General features: G+C 60.8%; 18 protein-coding genes and 1 pseudogene. 12 read left to right on the forward strand and 7 right to left on the reverse strand.

Going from position 1 to position 18929, the window contains the following annotated elements:
- Positions 1 to 30: 30 nt before the first annotated feature.
- From ATO7_RS11685 to ATO7_RS11700, 4 genes are read right to left on the reverse strand one after another with little or no spacing between them, the layout of a single operon-like run.
- Positions 31 to 1107 carry a M48 family metallopeptidase gene (locus ATO7_RS11685; protein WP_158523183.1) on the reverse strand — a complete coding sequence of 359 codons (1077 nt, stop codon included), beginning with the start codon at positions 1105 to 1107 and terminating at the stop codon, positions 31 to 33.
- Positions 1104 to 2021, reverse strand: coding sequence for a YjgN family protein (locus tag ATO7_RS11690; protein ID WP_083561964.1), 918 nt, complete (start codon positions 2019 to 2021; stop codon positions 1104 to 1106). Before ATO7_RS11690 ends, ATO7_RS11685 begins: the two co-directional genes overlap by 4 nt.
- 15 nt (positions 2022 to 2036) lie before the next feature.
- Positions 2037 to 3062: a 2-dehydropantoate 2-reductase gene (locus tag ATO7_RS11695; RefSeq protein WP_083561965.1), complete on the reverse strand. Its 1026-nt coding sequence runs from the start codon at positions 3060 to 3062 to the stop codon at positions 2037 to 2039.
- Positions 3059 to 3448, reverse strand: a complete 390-nt coding sequence (locus ATO7_RS11700) for an MAPEG family protein (protein WP_083561966.1) — start codon at positions 3446 to 3448, stop codon at positions 3059 to 3061. The genes ATO7_RS11695 and ATO7_RS11700 overlap by 4 nt, the downstream gene beginning before the upstream one ends.
- Positions 3449 to 3539: 91 nt before the next feature.
- Here ATO7_RS11700 and ATO7_RS11705 point away from each other — a divergent pair, with 91 nt between their 5' ends.
- Complete coding sequence (locus tag ATO7_RS11705) at positions 3540 to 5519, forward strand: alkyl/aryl-sulfatase (RefSeq protein ID WP_083561967.1); 1980 nt, start codon at positions 3540 to 3542, stop codon at positions 5517 to 5519.
- On the opposite strand, the gene ATO7_RS11710 is transcribed toward ATO7_RS11705, so the two are convergent.
- Positions 5506 to 6162, reverse strand: coding sequence for a TetR/AcrR family transcriptional regulator (locus ATO7_RS11710; protein ID WP_158523184.1), 657 nt, complete (start codon positions 6160 to 6162; stop codon positions 5506 to 5508). The two genes, ATO7_RS11705 and ATO7_RS11710, sit on opposite strands and share 14 nt — an antisense overlap.
- Before the next feature lie 70 nt (positions 6163 to 6232).
- Here ATO7_RS11710 and ATO7_RS11715 point away from each other — a divergent pair, with 70 nt between their 5' ends.
- The 8 genes and pseudogenes from ATO7_RS11715 to ATO7_RS11750 all read left to right on the forward strand — a co-directional run bounded on the left by ATO7_RS11715 (position 6233) and on the right by ATO7_RS11750 (position 14832).
- On the forward strand, positions 6233 to 7756 hold the full coding sequence (locus tag ATO7_RS11715; protein ID WP_083561969.1) for a flavin-containing monooxygenase: 1524 nt from the start codon (positions 6233 to 6235) through the stop codon (positions 7754 to 7756).
- Positions 7753 to 8595, forward strand: a complete 843-nt coding sequence (locus ATO7_RS11720; protein WP_083561970.1) for an SDR family NAD(P)-dependent oxidoreductase — start codon at positions 7753 to 7755, stop codon at positions 8593 to 8595. The genes ATO7_RS11715 and ATO7_RS11720 overlap by 4 nt, the downstream gene beginning before the upstream one ends.
- A 40-nt stretch (positions 8596 to 8635) precedes the next feature.
- Positions 8636 to 9085, forward strand: a pseudogene (locus tag ATO7_RS17265) (DUF2157 domain-containing protein); the annotation flags it as partial.
- A 515-nt stretch (positions 9086 to 9600) separates the two neighbouring features.
- Positions 9601 to 10662 (forward strand): DUF4401 domain-containing protein, encoded by a 1062-nt coding sequence (locus ATO7_RS11730; protein ID WP_083561972.1) that lies wholly within the window; start codon positions 9601 to 9603, stop codon positions 10660 to 10662.
- Positions 10655 to 11161, forward strand: coding sequence for a GDYXXLXY domain-containing protein (locus ATO7_RS11735; RefSeq protein ID WP_083561973.1), 507 nt, complete (start codon positions 10655 to 10657; stop codon positions 11159 to 11161). Before ATO7_RS11730 ends, ATO7_RS11735 begins: the two co-directional genes overlap by 8 nt.
- 84 nt (positions 11162 to 11245) lie before the next feature.
- Positions 11246 to 12226 (forward strand): NAD(P)H-dependent flavin oxidoreductase, encoded by a 981-nt coding sequence (locus ATO7_RS11740; RefSeq protein WP_083561974.1) that lies wholly within the window; start codon positions 11246 to 11248, stop codon positions 12224 to 12226.
- A gap of 68 nt (positions 12227 to 12294) precedes the next feature.
- Positions 12295 to 13842, forward strand: a complete 1548-nt coding sequence (locus ATO7_RS11745; protein WP_083561975.1) for a carbon-nitrogen hydrolase family protein — start codon at positions 12295 to 12297, stop codon at positions 13840 to 13842.
- A 138-nt stretch (positions 13843 to 13980) separates the two neighbouring features.
- On the forward strand, positions 13981 to 14832 hold the full coding sequence (locus tag ATO7_RS11750; protein ID WP_146680318.1) for a hypothetical protein: 852 nt from the start codon (positions 13981 to 13983) through the stop codon (positions 14830 to 14832).
- Between the two features lie 50 nt (positions 14833 to 14882).
- On the opposite strand, the gene ATO7_RS11755 is transcribed toward ATO7_RS11750, so the two are convergent.
- On the reverse strand, positions 14883 to 15368 hold the full coding sequence (locus tag ATO7_RS11755) for a GNAT family N-acetyltransferase (protein ID WP_083561977.1): 486 nt from the start codon (positions 15366 to 15368) through the stop codon (positions 14883 to 14885).
- Positions 15365 to 16288 carry a histone deacetylase family protein gene (locus ATO7_RS11760; protein ID WP_083561978.1) on the reverse strand — a complete coding sequence of 308 codons (924 nt, stop codon included), beginning with the start codon at positions 16286 to 16288 and terminating at the stop codon, positions 15365 to 15367. The genes ATO7_RS11755 and ATO7_RS11760 overlap by 4 nt, the downstream gene beginning before the upstream one ends.
- Before the next feature lie 92 nt (positions 16289 to 16380).
- Here ATO7_RS11760 and ATO7_RS11765 point away from each other — a divergent pair, with 92 nt between their 5' ends.
- The 3 genes from ATO7_RS11765 to ATO7_RS11775 all read left to right on the forward strand — a co-directional run bounded on the left by ATO7_RS11765 (position 16381) and on the right by ATO7_RS11775 (position 18797).
- Positions 16381 to 17154 carry a hypothetical protein gene (locus ATO7_RS11765; protein ID WP_083561979.1) on the forward strand — a complete coding sequence of 258 codons (774 nt, stop codon included), beginning with the start codon at positions 16381 to 16383 and terminating at the stop codon, positions 17152 to 17154.
- A complete protein-coding gene (locus tag ATO7_RS11770) occupies positions 17151 to 17768 on the forward strand; it encodes a LysE family translocator (RefSeq protein WP_083561980.1) in 618 nt (205 codons plus the stop codon). The genes ATO7_RS11765 and ATO7_RS11770 overlap by 4 nt, the downstream gene beginning before the upstream one ends.
- Positions 17769 to 17894: 126 nt before the next feature.
- A complete protein-coding gene (locus ATO7_RS11775) occupies positions 17895 to 18797 on the forward strand; it encodes a hypothetical protein (RefSeq protein ID WP_083561981.1) in 903 nt (300 codons plus the stop codon).
- Positions 18798 to 18929: the final 132 nt, after the last annotated feature.

Below are 18929 nucleotides of genomic sequence, written 5' to 3' on the forward strand. Positions count from 1 at the left end.
AATACCTCTGGCGTATGTGGGGACAGCAGATTAACCCGAAATGCTCTGGTTTTGCGTGCACATGTTTTGCACCGCCTGCCATTGCTCAGGCGACAGCGCTGGCCCGCCTTGCAGGTCGGCAAAAGCTTGTGCCCGCTGGGCCGCATGAGGGTGTGTGGAGAACAGCTCAGGCGCTTGTGTGTGGCTGTAGCTGAGGCGTTCGAAAAAGGCCTGCATGCCGGCTCCGGAAATGCCGGCCTGCTGCAGGCTGGCGTAGGCCAGCGCGTCGGCCTGCTGTTCCAGTTCGCGGCTGTAGGACAGCTTGAACAGGACATGTCCGGCGTCGGCGGCCAGGCCCGCCAGGGTGGACAGGTCACCCACCAGCGCAGATACGACCAGACTCAGGCCGAGATCTCGAATCAGCCCTTGCATGACATGGCGCTCGCGCACATGAGCGAGTTCGTGGGCCAGCACCGCAGCCAGTTCCTCGGGCGTTTCGGCAAATTCGAGCAGGCCGCTGAACACGATGATGTGGCCACCCGGCGCAGCTAGGGCGTTGATGCTGGGCTCCTCGACCACATGGATGCGGATCGCAGTGGCGGCCTCCTGCTCGGCTGTCAGGCGTTGGGTCAGCGCGTCGAGTGCAGCGCGCCCCGGTGCTTTTTCACAGCGCGCATCCTCATCCACAATCCAGTCGACGATGTGCGCGCCCAAACGCTGCTCCCAGGTGCTCGGAATCAGCTGAGCCAGCGGCGCACTGGCCCGCGGGATGGTGTACACCGCGGCAACGCTGATGAGCACGAGCACGGGGATGGCTATGGCCAGGCGCAGCCCCAGCGCCTTGCGGTTCTGTGCCCCATGAAAGCCGGGAATGCGCCCGCGCAGCCAGCTGATCAGTGCCTGGTCGTGAATGATCAGACGTGCATCGGGCGTGGCTGGGTTGTGCAGGCGCAGCGGCTGGCCGCTGTAGTGCTCGTCGGTGCAGCGGATCTGCTTGAGCGGCCAGCTGGCCAGTCGCTGATGCTGCTCGTCCTGTATGACCAGCTCATCGACATGGGTCCACACATCGACCGTCTGCACAGCGGCGCTGCGACCATCAAGCCACTGCGCCGGGTAGTGCAGCTTCAAAATACGCCGACGTCCAGCGCGTCGGCCAGTCCTTCGCCGGTGGCATTGGCTTCAGCGGCACTCTGCTCGATGCTCGCGTAATCCAGCTCGCCATCCAGCTCGAGTCTGTCGAGCATGAATCGGATGCTGCGCAAGGCTACCCACGGCAGCGCCAGGCCCAGGGTGAACAGCAGCAGCAACAGGTTGCTGAGCACCAGCCAGAAATACGCACCGCCGCTCAGGTGGCTGCCGAACTGGACCTGATCCAGGCGGGTGTGCCGGGTTTGATAGCGTATTTCCCGTCCGCGATACCACAACCAGATCAAACCCACTGTTGGGATGGTGAGCAGGACAGCGAGGAAGAACGGCCCGGCCATTTGTGCGCCGCGCCCATCGTAGGCAAAGCGCGCGGAGCCAAAGCGCATGTGATTGATCAACTCCCCATACAGCGCCGAGCGTACCCACGGTGCGGCCATGCCCAGGGTGAAGAACAGCAGCAGGGTGTAACCCAGAACCATCAAGGCGTAATCCGAGGCTTTGCCATCAAGCCCAAAACGCACCCCGCGCAGGCGGGTGTGGGACAGGCGATAGCGCATCGCGCCGTAGATCGCCAGGCCCATCAGAAAGGGCATGGCCAGATACAGCAAGGCCAGTAGTGGCGGGAAAAACACGATGCCAATACCCAGTGCCACGAAGATCACGAACACTTTCAGGAACCCGATCAGAAGCTCCAGCCCCTGGCCGGTGTATTCCAGGGTGTGGCCTTCTATCAGGGTGTGGCTCCAGATGTAGCGGCGTGTCCGGGTGATGGCCCAGAAGCGGTAGATGCCCAGGGTCAGGATCGTCAATATGAGATTGACGATGAAAATCATGAACAGCTCGCCGCCCTGGCCATGTTGAACGATACGTTGGGTTTCGGTGTTGTTCTGCAGCATGTGGAGTTTCCTGAACTAGGGCGCGGCGGTGGCTGCGCAGCGCAAGACGGCCAGCAGTTCGTCGCCAGACCAGTCGCGTCGGCCGCCTTGCTCGGCTTCGCGGATCAACTGGATAAGCATGCGATTGACCGGTGCCTGCTGGCCCAGCGACTCAGCCAGGCGCACCACCTCGCCGTTGATCCAGTCGATCTCTGTGCGCCGGCCCCGTTCCAGGTCTTCCCACATCGACGAGCGGGCCTGCGGGTCTATGGCCAGCATCTTGCCGCCGAGGATGCGGAACAACCAGTCGGGCACGCTCAGGGCATGCGGTAGCCAGGGCGTCGGCAGGGCGATGATTTTGGCGGTTGCGATGTTGGCCTGTTCAAGCAGGCGCAGCGTTTCGATCTGCGCCAGGGCCAGCGCGCGTCGATAACTGCGTTGTGACAGTTCGGTCTTGAGCGGAATGCCGGCCAGCGCATTGATCGGATTGTTGAGATTCAGAATCAGCTTTGACCACAGCACGGCCGCCATGTCCGGATGCTGCTGCAGGGTCAGACCCGCCGCATCGAACGCCGCACCGATGCGGGCGATGGCTGTTGCCTGCTGCACCTCCAGCTGCCCTTGCGAGCCCTGATGAAAATGCCCCTGGCCCTGGTTCACAACATTGAAAGGCACCATGCCGGTCAGCACTTCGCAGTGCGGCAGCGCCTGGGCCAGAACCTCGGCGTTATGCAGGCCGTTCTGGAAGCTGATCACCAGCGTGCCGGGCGCAAGAACGTCAGCCAGCGCCGCGCCGGCCTCGGCCGTGGCGGCGGATTTCACGCACACCAGAACCACATCGGTCGCGGGAAAGTCATCGCTGACATCACTGGCATAGCGGAACTGGTCACGGCGGGCATGCCAGCGTCCGCCCAGATGATCGCTGGTCTGTATGCCGTGCTCATCCAGCGTTTCACCGAGCGCCGGGCGGCCGACCAGATGCACCGCCGTGCCGGATGCGGCCAGACGCCCGCCGATGTAGCAGCCGATACTGCCGGCACCGAAAATGACCAGCGGTTTCATGCGCTGCGCTGAATGGCCATCCACAGCAGCGACAGTGAGGCGCCGAGCAGGGCAATGAAGGTCAGCACGGTGCCGCCGACGCGTCCGGGTGGGAAGTTGTCGTGAAAGCAGAAGGTATAGCCGTGCAGCACGCGCCCGATCAGCAGGCAGGCCGCCCAGGCATGAATCCATATGCTGGCCATGCCCTGATATTCGGCCATTGCAATGAGGAGCAGAATCATCGGCGTGTATTCGGCGAAATTGGCGTGTCCGCGCATCAGCCGCAGCATCTGCGCATCGCCCCCGTCGCCAATGCTGATGCCGCGTCCGCGCCCCTTGATGACGCGGACGCTCAGGACCAGAAACCATAGGCCCAGCAGTCCGCCATAAATTGATGTGATCAACATCCCCGTCTCCCTTGTGTTGTTGTCATGGTGAGGCATCATAACCAAGCTGCGCGCTGACGCAGGACAAACAGATTCAAACAAGGGGAGATGAATGAGCGCATGGCGTGTGTTGGGTATGCTCGGCGTGTTGGGTTTGGTGGCTTGCGAGCAGGCCAGTTTGCCGTTGGAAGAGGGCAGTGATGCGCAAGGCCACAGCGCTGCGACGGCACACACCGCACGGGCCAACCAGGAGCTGGCGCAACGCCTGCCGCTGGACGACCCCAGAGATTTCGAGGACGCCGGCCGTGGCTTGATTGCCAAGCCGAACTCGCTGGTGGTCAAGATGGATGATGGGCGCGTGGTGTGGGACCAGGACGCCTACGCTTTTCTTGACCAGGACGCGCCGCAATCGGCCAATCCCAGCTTGTGGCGACAGGCCCGTCTGAACAGCCTGTATGGCCTGTACAAGGTGACCGAGGGTATTCATCAGCTGCGTGGCTTCGATCTGGCCAACATGACCCTGATCGACAGCGACAACGGCTGGATCGTGGTCGATCCCCTGACCGTGGTTGAAACCGCGCAGACAGCGCTGGATTTCGCTCGTCAGCACCTTGGCGACAAGCCGATTCAGGCGGTGATCTTCACCCACAGCCACATCGACCACTTTGGCGGTGTTGAGGCGATCACCCGCGACAACCCCGCTGTGCGTATCGTGGCGCCGGTCGGTTTCATGGATGAGGCGGTGAGTGAGAACGTGATGGCCGGTATCGCCATGCAGCGCCGCGCCGGCTACATGTACGGCCGTTATCTGGCCCGCTCATTGCGCGGGCATATCGACACCGGGTTGGGCAAGGAGCCGCCGCTGGCCGGCACCATCAGCATTGCCGAGCCTACGGACATCATCGATCACACCGGCCAGACCCTGAACATTGACGGTGTTGAATTTGAATTCCAGAACGCGCCGGGCTCCGAAGCACCGGCCGAGCTGACATTCTTCCTGCCGCAGTTCAAGGCTTACTGCGGCGGCGAGGTGGTGTCGCGCAATATCCACAATGTCTACACCCTGCGCGGGGCCAAAGTGCGGGATGCACTGCGCTGGAGCGGGTACATCCAGGAAGCGCTGGAGCTGTATGCGCAGCGCGCCGATGTCTACTTCGGCACCCACCAGTGGCCGTTGTGGGGGCGTGAGCGCATCGTGGATTTCATGAAGAAGCAGCGTGACATCTACAAGTACATTCATGATCAGACCTTGCGCATGGCCAACCTGGGCTACACCCCGCGCGAGATTGCCGAGCGTTTGCGAATGCCGGCGAGCCTGCAGCAGGAGTTTGCCAACCGCGGCTACTACGGCACCCTGAAGCACAATGCCAAAGCGGTGTATCAGGCCTATTTCGGCTGGTACGACGGCAATCCGGTCAATCTGGACCCGCTGCCGCCGAGCGACGCGGGCACGCGCTATGTTGAGCTGCTGGGCGGCGCCGATGGGGTCATGGACAAAGCCACGGCGGCTTACCAGGCCGGGGAATACCGCTGGGCTGCCGAGCTGCTCAATCATCTGGTCTTCGCCCAGCCGGAACATGAGCAGGCGCGGGCATTGCTGGCCCGGGCATACGATCAGCTGGGCTATCAGGCCGAGTCCGGGCCATGGCGCGATGTGTACCTCAGCGGCGCCTATGAACTGCGCCACGGTAAGGTCAAGCAGGGCACTGCGCTTGCCGATGCGGTGGCGCTGCTGCGCGAGATACCGCGTCAGCAGTTCTTCGCATCAATGGCCGCGCGGCTCAATGGATTGCGTGCCGAAGAGGCTGCGTTCAAGGTCAATTTCACCTTCACCGACCTGAACGAAAACCATGTGCTGTGGATTGAGAATGCGGTTTTGCACCACCGCAAGGCGGCGCCTGATGCCACCGCGGATGCCACGCTGGCGCTAACCCATGAGCTGTTCCTCAAGCTGATCATTGGCCAAGCCGGACTCAAGGACACCCTGATGTCGGATGACCTCGCGGTTGAGGGCAGTCGGTTGGATCTGTTGCGTTTCTTCCGTCTGTTCGACAATCCAGACGGGACCTTCGCAATCGTTACCCCGGACTGATGGTCTGCTCCAGCAGGCCGGTTTGTTGGCCCAGGCCGCGGAAGATCAGCATGCAGTTCGCGGCCAGCTGTTCGGGCGTTTGCCGATAGCCTTTGATGACCCAGCGCTGGGCCATCTGAATGCACACGCCGACAAGACCGGTGGCGAGCAGTTCCAGATCCACATCGGGATCGTCCGGCGGCGCTGGCAGAAAGCGCTGCATGAACTGCAGCAGCATGTCCGAGAATCGCCCGATGGAGCGTTCATACAGCCGCTGTTGATCATAGGGTACGCCGTAGATCTCGATCATCAGAATGCGCGCCATGTGCTGATCATCACGCAGGGTGCGGAACAGGCTGAGCAGGCCGTCAACCACGATCTGCTCGACGCTGCGCGTGCCTGAGGTCAGATTCTCCAGCAGGGTGGTGAACAGCAGGTCGAGTTTTTCGTCGTAGCAGGCGGCGAACAGATCTTCGCGACGCTTGAACGACTCGTAGAAGTAGCGTTCGGTGAGTTCGGCTTCGCGACACAGTTTCTTGACCGATGCGGCCTGATAGCCCTCGCTGCCAAACAGCGCATGGCCCGCCTCGATGAACTGGCGACGGCGCTGCTCGCGGCGCGCTTCGCGGCTCATGCCGCGGTATTTTCGATCAGAGGTGGCCATGCGCATATATTGACATGAAGAATTGTCAGATGTAAAAGTGACAACATCAATTGTCAAAAGAGCAGCACGCATGACGCAGATAAATCAGCCCGCGGTTGACGTGATCATTGTCGGCAGCGGATTTGCTGGCCTGGGTATGGCCATCAAACTCAAGCAGGAAGGGCGGCGCAGCTTTGTGCTGCTGGAGAAGGAAGCCGATCTGGGCGGCACCTGGTACGTCAACAACTATCCGGGCTGTGCCTGCGATGTGCAGTCCCATCTGTATTCGTTCTCGTTTGAGCAGAACCCGGGTTGGAGCCGCTCGTTCTCGCCGCAGCAAGAAATCCACGCCTACCTGGAGCATTGCGCGGACAAATACGATGTGCGTCGCCACATGCATTTCAACGCCGAGGTCACCCGTGCCCGCTACCTGGACGAGCAGCATCTGTGGGAGGTCAGCACCGCAGACGGGCAGGTTCGCCACGCACGCGCTTTAGTGCTGGGCACCGGTGGGTTGAGCCGGCCCGCCTTGCCGGATATTCCCGGCCTCAAGGACTTCAAGGGCAAGATGTTCCACTCGCAGCAGTGGGACCACGACTACGACCTTAGCGGCAAGAAAGTCGCCGTGGTCGGAACCGGCGCGAGTGCGATTCAGTTCGTGCCGGAAATTGCGCCCCAGGTGGCCCAGCTTGATCTGTATCAGCGCACGCCGCCGTGGATCATGCCCAAGCCGGATCATCCCATGGAGTCGCGCACCCAGACCCTGCTGCGCAAGGTGCCTGGCGCTCAGAGCGCCTACCGCAACGGCATTTACTGGATGCTGGAAGCACGTGCTGCCGGTTTTACCGGTGGCCCCAAGCTGATGAAACTGATGGAGCCGATGGCGCGTGGTTTCATCGAGCGCAAAATCAGTGACCCGGTGCTGCGCGCCAAGGTCACGCCCAGCTACACCCTGGGTTGCAAGCGCATCCTGTTGTCCAACAACTATTACCCGGCGCTGACCCGCGACAATGTCGACGTGATCACCAGCGGCATAGAACGCATAACCGCCAACGGGGTGGTCGACCGTGATGGCCAGGCTCGCGATGTGGATGCGATCATTCTAGGCACCGGCTTCGCCGCCACCGCGCCGCTGCCGCCGGGCATGATTCTTGGTCGGGACGGGCTGGATATTATCGAGGCCTGGAAAGACACCGGACCGCAGGCTTACCTGGGCACCAGCGTGGCCGGTTTCCCCAATATGTTCATCATGACCGGGCCGAACACCGGCCTGGGTCACAGTTCGATGGTGTTCATGATCGAATCCCAACTGGCCTATGTGATGTCGGCGCTCAAGGCGATGGATCGCCAGGGCTTGCTGGAAGTGGATGTGCGTCCTGAGGTTCAGGCCCGCTTCAACGACAAATTGCAGCGCAAGATGGCCGGCACGGTGTGGAGCCAGGGCGGTTGCAACAGCTGGTACATGGATGCCAATGGGCGCAATCCTACGCTGTGGCCATACTTCACCTGGCAGTATCGTCTGGCGACACGTAAGTTTGTCAGCACTCAATATCAACTGGTCCGGGCGCGCGGGGATGCCCCGGTCTGGCCGCAACTCGAGGAGATGGCCGCATGAAGGATTTCACCAACAAGGTTGCCGCGATCACCGGCGCGGGCTCTGGCATGGGGCGCACGCTGGCGCTGAACCTGGCCGGGCGCGGCTGTCATCTGGCGCTGTCCGATGTGAACACCGAGGGGCTTGAGCAAACCGTGGCGCTGCTCAAAGACGCCGGGGTCAAAGTGACGGCCGACAAGGTCAATGTGGCCGACCGCGAAGCCATGTATCAATGGGCCGACAAGGTGGTGGCCGATCACGGCAAGGTCAATCTGATCTTCAACAACGCCGGTGTGGCGCTGGCCAGCACGATCGCCGCCGTCAGCTACGACGAGCTGGAGTGGATACTCGGCATCAACATGTGGGGCGTGATCTATGGCACCAAAGCGTTCCTGCCGCATCTGGAGGCCTCCGGCGAAGGTCATGTCATCAACACCTCCAGCTTGTTCGGGCTGTGTGCCCAGCCGACCCAGAGCGCCTACAACATCAGTAAGTTTGCGGTCAGAGGGTTCACCGAATCCCTGCGTCAGGAACTGGACGTTCAGAAGTCCTGCGTGAGTGCGACCTCGGTTCATCCGGGCGGGATCAAAACCAACATCGCACGCGACAGCCGGGCCAACGAGAGCATCGAACAGCTCACCGGCAAAACCCATGAGCAGGGCGTGGCGGAATTCGAGAAGTTCTTCATCACCAGCGCCGAGAAAGCGGCGGAAACGATCATTCGTGCGGTGCAGGCCAACAAACGGCGGGTGGTGGTCGGGCCGGACGCCAAGGTGCTGGATGTGATCGTGCGCCTGTTCCCGGCCTCGTATCAGCGGCTGATCACCTGGGGCTTCAAGCGCAATCTGCAATCGCACTGAGTGCTATCGTGTGACGGCCTGACGCAAGAGGAGGCCGGGCATGGACAGCAGGTCGCACAACCGCCAAGCGCTGGTCGAACTGATTCGTCGCGGGCACATACCCATGGCTGCGCGTGCCTCGGCCATCGCATTGGCCGGCATCCATCCGGGGGCGGCGCAGTGGCGTCACTTCGCCGACCGCGCGCTGCTTGTGGTCGGCGCGCTTGCCCTGGTCGCCGCCGCCGGGTTTTTCATCGCTTATAACTGGCTCGAACTTGGCCGGGGCGGCAAGTTCGTGCTGATTCAGGGGGCACTTGGCCTTGCGGTTGCGAGCGGCCTGATCCTCGGGCGCGATGCACTGGCCGGGCGCATCAGTGTACTGGTCGCTGCTTTGCTGGTGGGCGTGTTGCTGGCGTTCTACGGGCAGACCTACCAGACCGGCGCCGATCCCTGGCAGTTGTTTTTCTACTGGGCGGTGCTGATCACGCCGTGGGTGGTGATCGCACGGCTGGCTGCGTTGTGGCTGATCTGGCTGGGCCTGTTCAATCTCAGTGTGGTGTTGGCCCACGCGCAGACCGTCCACTGGTTTGCGATGCTGCCGGGGCGTGAAACCGGCTTGTATCTGGCACTTTTTGTGCTCAACGGCGTGGCCCTGAGCGCTGCGCAGTGGGGCGCCATGAAACAGCGTCAAAGCGCGCGCTGGGGCTTGCGCGTGGTGGCCGTGGCCTGCGCGGTGCCGGTGACGCTGCTGGCCTGTTCGGCGGTGTTGCGTGGCGCAGTGTCGTGGGCCTGGCTGCTGCTGTGGCTGGGCTGGTTCGCGGCCAGCTGGGCGTTTTATCGTCAGCGTGATCTGTTGGTGCTGGCCGGCTTGTGCCTGTCCGTGATCGCCGTGATCAGCACTGTCGCCGGGCGTCTGTTGCTGGCTGACTTCAACCCGGCCGGTCTGCTGATGATGGCCTTGCTGCTGGTCGGGCAGGGCGCCGCTGCGGCGCGCTGGCTGCATCAACGTTACCGCGAGGGCTTGTCATGACAGCGCGGGAGCACGTGTGGGCCCGACTGCGCGAAGGCGGGCTGGTTGCAGGCCCACTGCCGATGGAAAGCGCCACCAGTGCGCCGTGGTTTGTGAGTCTGCTGCTGGGCCTGTGCGGATGGTTTGCCGCGCTGTTCCTGCTGGCCTTCGTGGCCGTCGGATTGACCCCGGTGCTGACACGGCCACTGGCTTGTCTGGTGCTGGGTGGCATGGCGCTGGTGGCGGCTTATGGCCTGTTGAGTCGTCAGCTCAACGTATTTCTGGACAACCTCGCACTGGCCATCAGTTTGGCCGGGCAGGCGCTGGTGCTATGGGCTGGGTTGCACTGGCTGGAGTCTGAATCGGCCGCGCTATGGTGGGCGCTTGCGCTGTGGCAGCTGGCTCTGACGGTGATCATGCCGAATGACATTCACCGCGTCTTTTCGGCCTTTGCTGCAGCCAGTTGCGTGGCGGCGGGGCTGGCCTTGCTGGGCTGGGGTGGTGTGTATGCGCCGCTGGCGCTGGCCTTGACGGCCACATTATGGCTTAAGGCGTTGACCGCAACGCAGGACATCCAGCGTGTGCGCATGCCGGCCTGGGGGCTGACCGGGGCGCTGCTGGCCGCTCAGGGTTTGGCGCATGTCTTCGGCGTACCGACCAGCCCGCTGGCGCTTTCAACGTCGCAGCTGTGGGCGTCCTGGCAGGGCGAGCTGCTGTGCCTGCTGGTCATGCTCGGGGTGTGGTTTGTGCTGCTGCAGCGGGCCGCTCTGGATTGGCGGCGACCTGGCGTGGTGCTGAGTTTGGTCGGATTGTTCCTGATTGGTCTGGCCTGCGTGCCGGCGCCCGGGCTGTGCAGTGCCATCACCCTGGTCCTGCTCGGTTTTGCACTGGCCGATCGACTGCTGCTGGGGGTTGGGGTGCTTGCGCTGCTGTTGTTTGCCGCCCGCTATTACTACTTGCTGGATCTGACGCTGCTGGAAAAAAGCGGCGTGCTTTTGCTTGTCGCTGTGCTCATGCTGAGCGTGCGTCTGCTGCTGCGCCACTTAAGTGCAGGCGCGCCGGAGCCCGATCATGTTTAGATGGACATTGCTGCTGGGCCTGGTGCTGGTCTTGGCGGTGGTCAATGGGCGCATCCTGCAAACCGAGCGGCAGCTGCGCGATGGCGAACTGGTGTACCTGCAGCTGGCGCCGGTTGATCCGCGTTCCTTGATGCAGGGTGATTACATGGCCTTGAACTTCGCCCTGGCCAATGCCATCCGTCGCGCCGGACACTCTGGTTCCCAGGTCGGCGGCGGTGCGAATAACGGCCGGGTGATTGTGCGCCTGGATGCGCAGGGTGTGGCCCGTTTTGTCGCCCTGGATGATGGCCGTGAACTGGCTGCTGGGCAGCGCACGCTGCGCTATCGTCAGCGCAAAGGCAGGGTGCGTTTCGCAACAGATGCCTACTTTTTCCAGGAGGGCACCGGCGCACGCTATGAAGCGGCGCGCTATGGGGCGTTTCGGGTCAGCCAGGCCGGCGCCATGCTGTTGGTTGGCCTGCATGATGAAGAGCTGCAGCGTATTCAGCCGCAGCCGTAATACTGATCAAAAGGTGGGTGTGAGTGGCCTGACCCTGTGCTATGTTACTCATCAGTTACATTTCTGACAGTGGAGACCCGATTCATGGCATTGCCCCCGATTCTTAAAGACCGCCTGCAGCTGCCGGTGGTGGCTTCACCGATGTTCATCGTGTCCAACCCCGATCTGGTCATTGCCCAGTGCAAGGCCGGTATTGTGGGGTCGTTTCCGGCATTGAATGCACGTCCGGTTGAAGTGTTCGAGGAATGGCTGATTCGGATCACCGAAGAGCTGGATGCCTACAATCAGGCCAATCCGGACAGCCCGGCCGCACCGTTTGCAGTCAATCAGATCGTGCACAAGTCCAATCCGCGTCTGGAGCAGGACATGGAACTGTGCGTGAAATACAAGGTGCCGATCATCATCACCTCGCTGGGTGCGCGGGTCGATATTTTCGAGGCGGTGCATTCCTACGGCGGTATTGCGCTGCACGACATCATCAACCAGAAGTTCGCCCGCAAGGCGATCGAAAAGGGTGCGGATGGCCTTATCGCGGTGGCTTCAGGCGCCGGTGGTCATGCCGGTTTGCTGTCGCCGTTCGCCCTGATTCAGGAGATTCGTGAATGGTTTGACGGCCCGCTGCTGCTGTCCGGCTGTATTGCCACTGGCGATGCGATTCTGGCCGCCCAGGCGATGGGCGCCGATCTGGCCTACATGGGCAGCCCGTTCATCGCGACCGAAGAAGCCCGCGCCGTTGATGACTACAAACAGATGATTGTCGACTGCGGTGGCGAAGACATCGTCTACACCAATCTGTTTTCCGGCGTGCACGGCAACTATTTGCGTCCATCCATCACCCGCGCCGGCATGGATCCGGACAATCTACCGCAGGGCGATGCCAGCACCATGGACTTTGCCAGTGCCGATGGCAGCGGCGAAGGCAGCATTTCCTCGGCCAAGGCCTGGAAGGACATCTGGGGTTGCGGGCAGGGCATCGGTGCAATCAAAAAAGTGCAGCCGACGGGCGACTATGTGGCCCAGCTCAAGCGCGAATATGCCGAGGCCAAGGCGCGTTTGCTGGGCTAAAACGCACGCCGCATAGGGCTGTGTAAAAGCACTTGCATGGGCCGCGGAATGTGCGCATTCTGCGGCCCATGAAACAGCCCAAACTCTACGTTCGTACCGCCCTGAAGAAAGACATTCCGGCCATTTACCGGCTGGTCAAGAAAATCTATCCGGGCAATGGCTACACCCGCGAGCAGATCCGCGGGCATCTGAACAACTTCCCGGAAGGTCAGCTGGTTGCCAAATACGACGGCGAAGTCGTTGGCTATTGCGCCAGCCTGCGCATCAGTGGCGAACGCGCCCTGGCACCGCACACCTGGGACGGCATCACCGGCGACGGCTTCGGCAGCACCCATGACGCCAAGGGTGATTACCTGTATGGCTATGAGGTCTGCGTAGACCCCGACTACCGTGGCCTGAAGATTGGCGAGCGCCTCTACGCCGCGCGTCGTGCCCTGTGCGTGGATAACAACCTGCTGGGCATCGTGTTTGGTGGGCGCATGCCCAGCTACGCCCGCCGGGCCAAGGATTACGAATCGGCACAAGCCTACGCCCAGGCGGTGGCGGACAAAAAACTGCGTGATCCGGTCATCACCTTTCAGATCCGCCAGGGGTTTGAACTGATCGGCGTGCTGCCCGCCTATTTGCCTTCGGACACCGCCTCGGCCGGCTACGCCACACACATGCTGTGGCGCAATGCGGCCGAAGCGGACTCGCTGACCGATGCGATCACCGCGCCGGATCGAGGGCCCGATGTGGTGCGCGTGGCGGTGGTTCAGTACCAGCAACGGCGCATCGAATCGTTCGACGACTTCGCTGCCATCTGCACCTACTTTGTGGATGCGGTGGCGGAATACAAAAGCGATTTCGTGGTGTTTCCCGAGTACTTCGCCACCCAGTTGCTGTCGATCGAGAACGAGGAACTGACCCCGCGACAGTCGATGCTGCGTCTGGCGGATTACAACGACCAGCTTGAAGAACTGTTGCAGGGGCTGGCGATCCGATACAACGTCAACATCATCGGCGGTTCGCACCCCGCGCGTGACAAACAAGGGCGACTGCTCAACGTGGCCCATGTGTTCCTGCGCGATGGAGCGGTGTACGAGCAACCCAAGATTCACCCCACGCCAGGCGAACGCTACTGGTGGCAGATCGAAGGCGGCGATTACCTGCGCGCCATCGAAACCGACTGCGGCACGATCGGCGTGCTGGTCTGCTATGACTCGGAGTTCCCGGAACTGGCCCGTTATCTGGTGGACCAGGGCGCAGACATGATTTTTGTGCCGTATTCCACCGAGGAACGCCAGGGGCATCTGCGCGTACGTTACAGCTGTCACGCCCGCGCCATCGAAAACCAGATCTACGTGGCTACGGCCGGCAATGTGGGCAACCTGCCGCGTGTGCGCAACATGGACATCCACTACGCCGAGAGCGCCATCCTGACCCCATGCGATTTTCCCTTCGCCCGCGACGGAATCGCAGCCATCTGCACTGAAAACACCGAGATGCTGGCGTTTGCCGATCTCAACCTGGAGCAGCTGCGTGCGGCGCGCCAGTACGGCACGGTGCAGAATCGCAAAGACCGCCGTCATGATCTCTACGGGGTGCGTTGGCGTGGTGCCTCAGCACCTGATTGATAGCCCTTCGCCCACGATGTGATCGGCATCACAGCTGTGGGCGTCGATACGCCAGACGGGCTGGCTATTGTGCGATGGCCGGCCCAGAATGCGGCTCATGCGGGTCATGCCCGCGGGATCGGGATTAAGGAGAGTGCAATGAACATGCGCAAACACATGATCAATGGATTGGCAGTGGTCGCGATGCTGGCCGGCGGCTCGGCCTGGGCTGGCGTTGCCGTGCTGAAAAGCGGCAAAGACGTCATGCAGATGGAATATGTCGGCGACAACCTGCTGCGGATGGGCAGCGGGCGCGACGGCTACATGGTGTTCCGTGACGGCAAGATCTACATGGTCAGCGGCGAGCCGGGCCAGGAAACCGTGATTGACGCGGGCGCCGCATTCCAGATGATGCGCGGCATGATGCCGGACACCCAGCCCAGCGCCTCACGCGTGAACAGCATGACCAACACCGGGCGTAAGGAAACAGTGGCCGGTATCGTTGGCGAGGTGTGGTCGGTCAGCTACGTGGACGAAAACGGCAAGACTCAGCAGGGCGAGTTCGTGCTGTCGGGCGACAAACGTGCCCGTGAGCTGCGCAACGCGATGCACGGCATGAGCCGGGCCTTTCTGAAACTGGCTGGCAAAGACCCGTCCCAAGCGGATGTGATGGTCAAAGAACTGAAGCAGCGTGGCAAAGGCATCCTGCGCTTCAATGATGAAATGACCGTTACCTCACTCTCCGGTGAGCGGGTGGCGTCGTCGCGCTTTGACCTGCCGGCCGAGCCGATGGCCATGCCCAATATGCAGGGATTCGGCGGTGGCGCCAGCCAGGCGCAGTCGAATGAAAAATCCGGTGGTGGTTTCAGTCTGGGTGGCCTGTTTGGCAAGAAAGCCGAGCGTCAGGCTGACCGGGTGGAAAACCGCACCGAAAGCGAAGTCGACCAACAGACCGACAAAGCCGTGGACAAGGCGCTCGACAAGGCCTTCGGCAAACTGTTCGGTAACTGATCAACGCCCTTGGCGTTGCAAAGCCCCGGCCTGACCGGGGCTTTTTCGTTTCAGTCGTGGGCCAGGGCGGCGAGCGCCTCGCCGTGCAGCCGATAGGTGGTCCACTCGCTTTGCGGGCGCGCCTTGAGCGACTCATAAAACCCGATCGCCGGGCTGTTCCAGTTCAACACATTCCACTCCATACGGCCGCAGCCCTTATCTACGGCCAGCTGGGCAAGGCGAACAAGCAGGGCTTTGCCGGCGCCATCGCCGCGGTGCTCGGGCAGCACGAACAGGTCTTCAAGAAACAGACCCGGTTTTCCCAGCCAGGTTGAATAGCTGAAGAAATACACCGCAAAGCCGATCGCTACGCCGTCGCGCTCGCAAATCAGGGCGCTGGCCACCGCGTTGTCCTGCAACACATGGCGCAGGATGTCGTCCTCGCTGGCCAGCACCTCATGTTCAGCTTTTTCGTAAATGGCCAACTGGCGAATGAAGTCTAAAATCTGCGCGGCGTCTTCACGCACGGCGGGGCGAATATTGAGTGAGCGTGTCATGCGATCAGTGCCTGAACGTGGGCGAGGGCGCACTGGCCCAGTGCGTCGAGGTTGTAGCCGCCTTCCAGGCTGGACACGATGCCGTGAGCAGCGCCGGTCAGACGGACGATTTCTGAGGTGACCCAGGCGTAGTCATCGGCCTGCCAGTTGAGTCCGGCCAGGGGATCATCGGCGTGCGCATCGAAACCGGCGGAAATCAGCACCAGCTGCGGCGCGTAAGCTTCCAGTGCACTGAACCACTGGCTGACGGCGGCCTCGCGAAATGCATTGCCGTCACTTTCCGGCGGCAGGATGATATTGATTTCCGAACGCCCGGCCACCGGCACCTCGTCCAGCGGATACAGCGGGTACTGGCAGGACGACAGCAGCAGAATGTTGCCGTGATCGCGCAGGATGTCAGAGGTGCCGTTGCCAAAATGCACGTCAAAGTCGATAACAGCCACGCGCTGCAAACCGTGCTGCTGAATGGCATGCAGGGCGCCGATGGCAATGCTGTTGAACAGGCAAAAACCCATGGCTTTGTCGCGTTCGGCATGGTGGCCCGGCGGGCGCACGTTGCAAAAAGCACGCGCTGTCTTGCCCAGCACAACCTCGTCGACTGCGTGCATCACAGCACCCGCAGCCCGGCGCGCCGCATCCAGCGAATAGCTGTTTATGGCAGTGTCAGGGTCCAGGCGAATGAACTCACCGGGTGCCGGCTCAAGCTTTAGTAGCGTACTCACATAATCGGGGTCATGGGCCAGGCACAGGCTGTCCGGTTCAGCCAGCGGGGCTTCGATGGCACTAAGGGCCGCCGCAATTTCCGGCGCACCACGCAGTGCTGCATCAACGCTGGCGATGCGTGCCGGTTGTTCCGGGTGCCCTGGCGCAATCTCGTGGCGCGCGCAGTCCGGATGAGTGATATAGGCAAATGGGTTCATATCCACAGTGTACGGATTGAGCGCTGAGTTGGCTTTGCTAGAGTGCGCTTCACCAACGGGGAGCGGGGTGTGATCAGTTTGAAAAAACAGGCATGGCAGCGCGCATGCTGAGCGTTTTGCAATCGTGCCCGTCGCATGAGCGGCACGGCTGGCTGGCGCGTTGCATGCACAGCGTTGAGCAATGGGCTGCGGCGCAGGGTTTTAGCTATCGCTGGATAGACGATGAGCTTTTTGACCTGTTGCCAGCAGATCTGCAGCCGGGGCAGCGCATAAGCCCAGTGATCGCCAGTGACATCGCACGCCTGATCTGGATGCAGCAACGCTTGCACCACGGCGACAAAGCCGTGTTGTGGCTGGATGCTGATGTTCTGGTGATCCAGCCGGAGCAGCTTATGTTGCCGAGTGCACATGCTGCGGTTGGCCGTGAAGTCTGGGTTCAGGCTGAGCCTGCTGGTGGCTGGCGTGTGTATCGAAAAGTGCACAACGCGGCCTTGCTTGCGCGGGATCAAGGCGCTGGTCGTAACAGTTTTATCGATTTTTATCTCGACACCGCTCAGCGCCTGGTGCGGGCAAACGGCCACGGCATGCCGGCCCAGTTTGTTGGTCCCAAACTGCTTACGGCCTTGCACAATGTTGTGCAGCTTCCTGTGATGGAAGATGTTGGCATGCTCAGCCCGGCGGTGGTTGCAGACCTTCTGCATGGCGGCGGGGGTGCACTCAAACGTATGCTCGGCAAATCCACCCGTTCAATGCATGCAGCCAACTTATGCCGCTCGAGCACGCATGCGGGCGACTTGGATGACGAGCAGATGCTTAGGCTGGTTGATCAGCTGCTAGCCCATCCTGAAAGCGTGGCACTGGCATGAGCCTGAATGAATGGCTGTTCGTTTTGCTGGCCTGCACGGCGGGCGCGGTGTCGCCAGGCCCGAGCCTGCTTTTGGTATTGCGGCATGCCTTGGTCTCGTCGCGCGCCGGTTTGGTCTGCAGTTGGGCGCATGCGTGCGGCGTGGCCTTGTATGCCAGCGCGGCCATAACCGGTCTTGCACTGTTGATTGCCGCATCGCCACTTCTGATGCAGCTCATTTGGTTGTTCGCCAGCGTGTGGTTGAGTTTCCTTGCGCTTCAAATCTGGCGTGCCCCGGATCAGGTACTCATGCCCCAGGCGGCCATAGGAACAGCCGCGCGTGACGGCCTGCTTATGGCGCTCGCCAATCCCAAAGTGATGCTGTTCTTTGTGGCGTTGTTTTCTGCTGCAGTGCCAGCACAGGTTAGTGAGGCGGGCCGCGTGCTAGCCGTAGGCACCGCCTTTGTGGTTGATGGGCTGTGGTACAGCGCGATCAGTCTTGGGCTACGGCACCAAAGGCTTAAAAACGTGTTGCAAAACAAGCAAAGATTGCTGAACCGATTCAGTGCATGCATATTGTGGCTATTCGCCGCCGCCGCACTGGGGAGAGTTTGGGTGGAGCGCGTTCATGGCTAAAAGCCGAATTACAAATTTAAGAAAGCGTGAGTTGTTTCGCACACCAATACGCGTTTTGCGGGATTGGTGTGAGGTTTTCACGCTAAAAAGGCGTTGGGCGACAGAAATTACATTGGAGGGGATTGTATGAGATTTATTGTGCTCGTTTCGTTTCTATGCCTTATCAGCATTGAGGCTTATGCTGAAAGTGTCAAAAAGGTATGGGTGTGTGAAACGGAAGGCTATATTGTCGAGAAGCAGGCGTATTTTTTCGATCACAATGCGGAAGATGCAGTTGGTTTTGCTGCGGTGCCAAGTTGGGTGCCGGAAGATGCACAAGCTTTTCTACGGAAAGCTAGAAACCTTCCAATCAATGCTAGCCATCAGGATATTGTTGCATCTTTTTCCGACATGCCGCAGTTCAAGTATTCCGGCGGAGTTATGGAGAAATATACTTGGAACGTGAACCAGGCTGATCAGTACAGAGTAATCAAGTACAAAGGGTGTATTTCACAACTGGTGGTTTTTTTAAGGGATTTTAATGGAAAATCTGTTTATCTCAATCAGGAAAACAGGGTTGCGGACTCTGGGGGGTACGGGGGAAAACCTAAGAAGGGCGATTGTGCATATCGAACTTTACACGAAGCATGGGCCTACTTGGTTGACGGAAAATATAGTAAGAATTATTCCGAAAGGCCCCCTTTGGACCTTGTCGAAATTGACCGCGCGTTCGATGGGTATAACAGGCGAAGGGAAGTAATGAAATCCAAGGTTGGTGAACCTGAGGTTGTAGACGGCAAACACGTTTGGGAAATCGAGTTTGGGGGCGGTCAACTGGCCCAGATATCGCTATCGGTAACCGATAACTGTGTGACGGATAGAGTGGTTAGCTGGAAGGGCCAAGATGGTCTCATACGTAGAATTGTTGGAAAGTTTGAGTATCGCAACAAGCAGGAGCGAGAGTGGTACATCGACGCGCTTGATTTGGTTTTAAGGGCTTGGTCCTGGTTTAAGACTGGGTGGGCGGAATTGACGGCAAGTTTTAAGTAAAGGCCGACCGTAAGCGTGCAGTCGCCCAACAAATCGCTGCAGCTGACGTTTGACCCGCCACCCACTTTTGCTGCCGCAAAAGCAGGCGTCGCCTCAAACGCAGCTGAGCTCAGGCGTTAGAGCGCGGGAATA

The organism is Oceanococcus atlanticus, from assembly GCF_002088235.1.
In the GTDB taxonomy this organism is placed as follows: domain Bacteria; phylum Pseudomonadota; class Gammaproteobacteria; order Nevskiales; family Oceanococcaceae; genus Oceanococcus; species Oceanococcus atlanticus.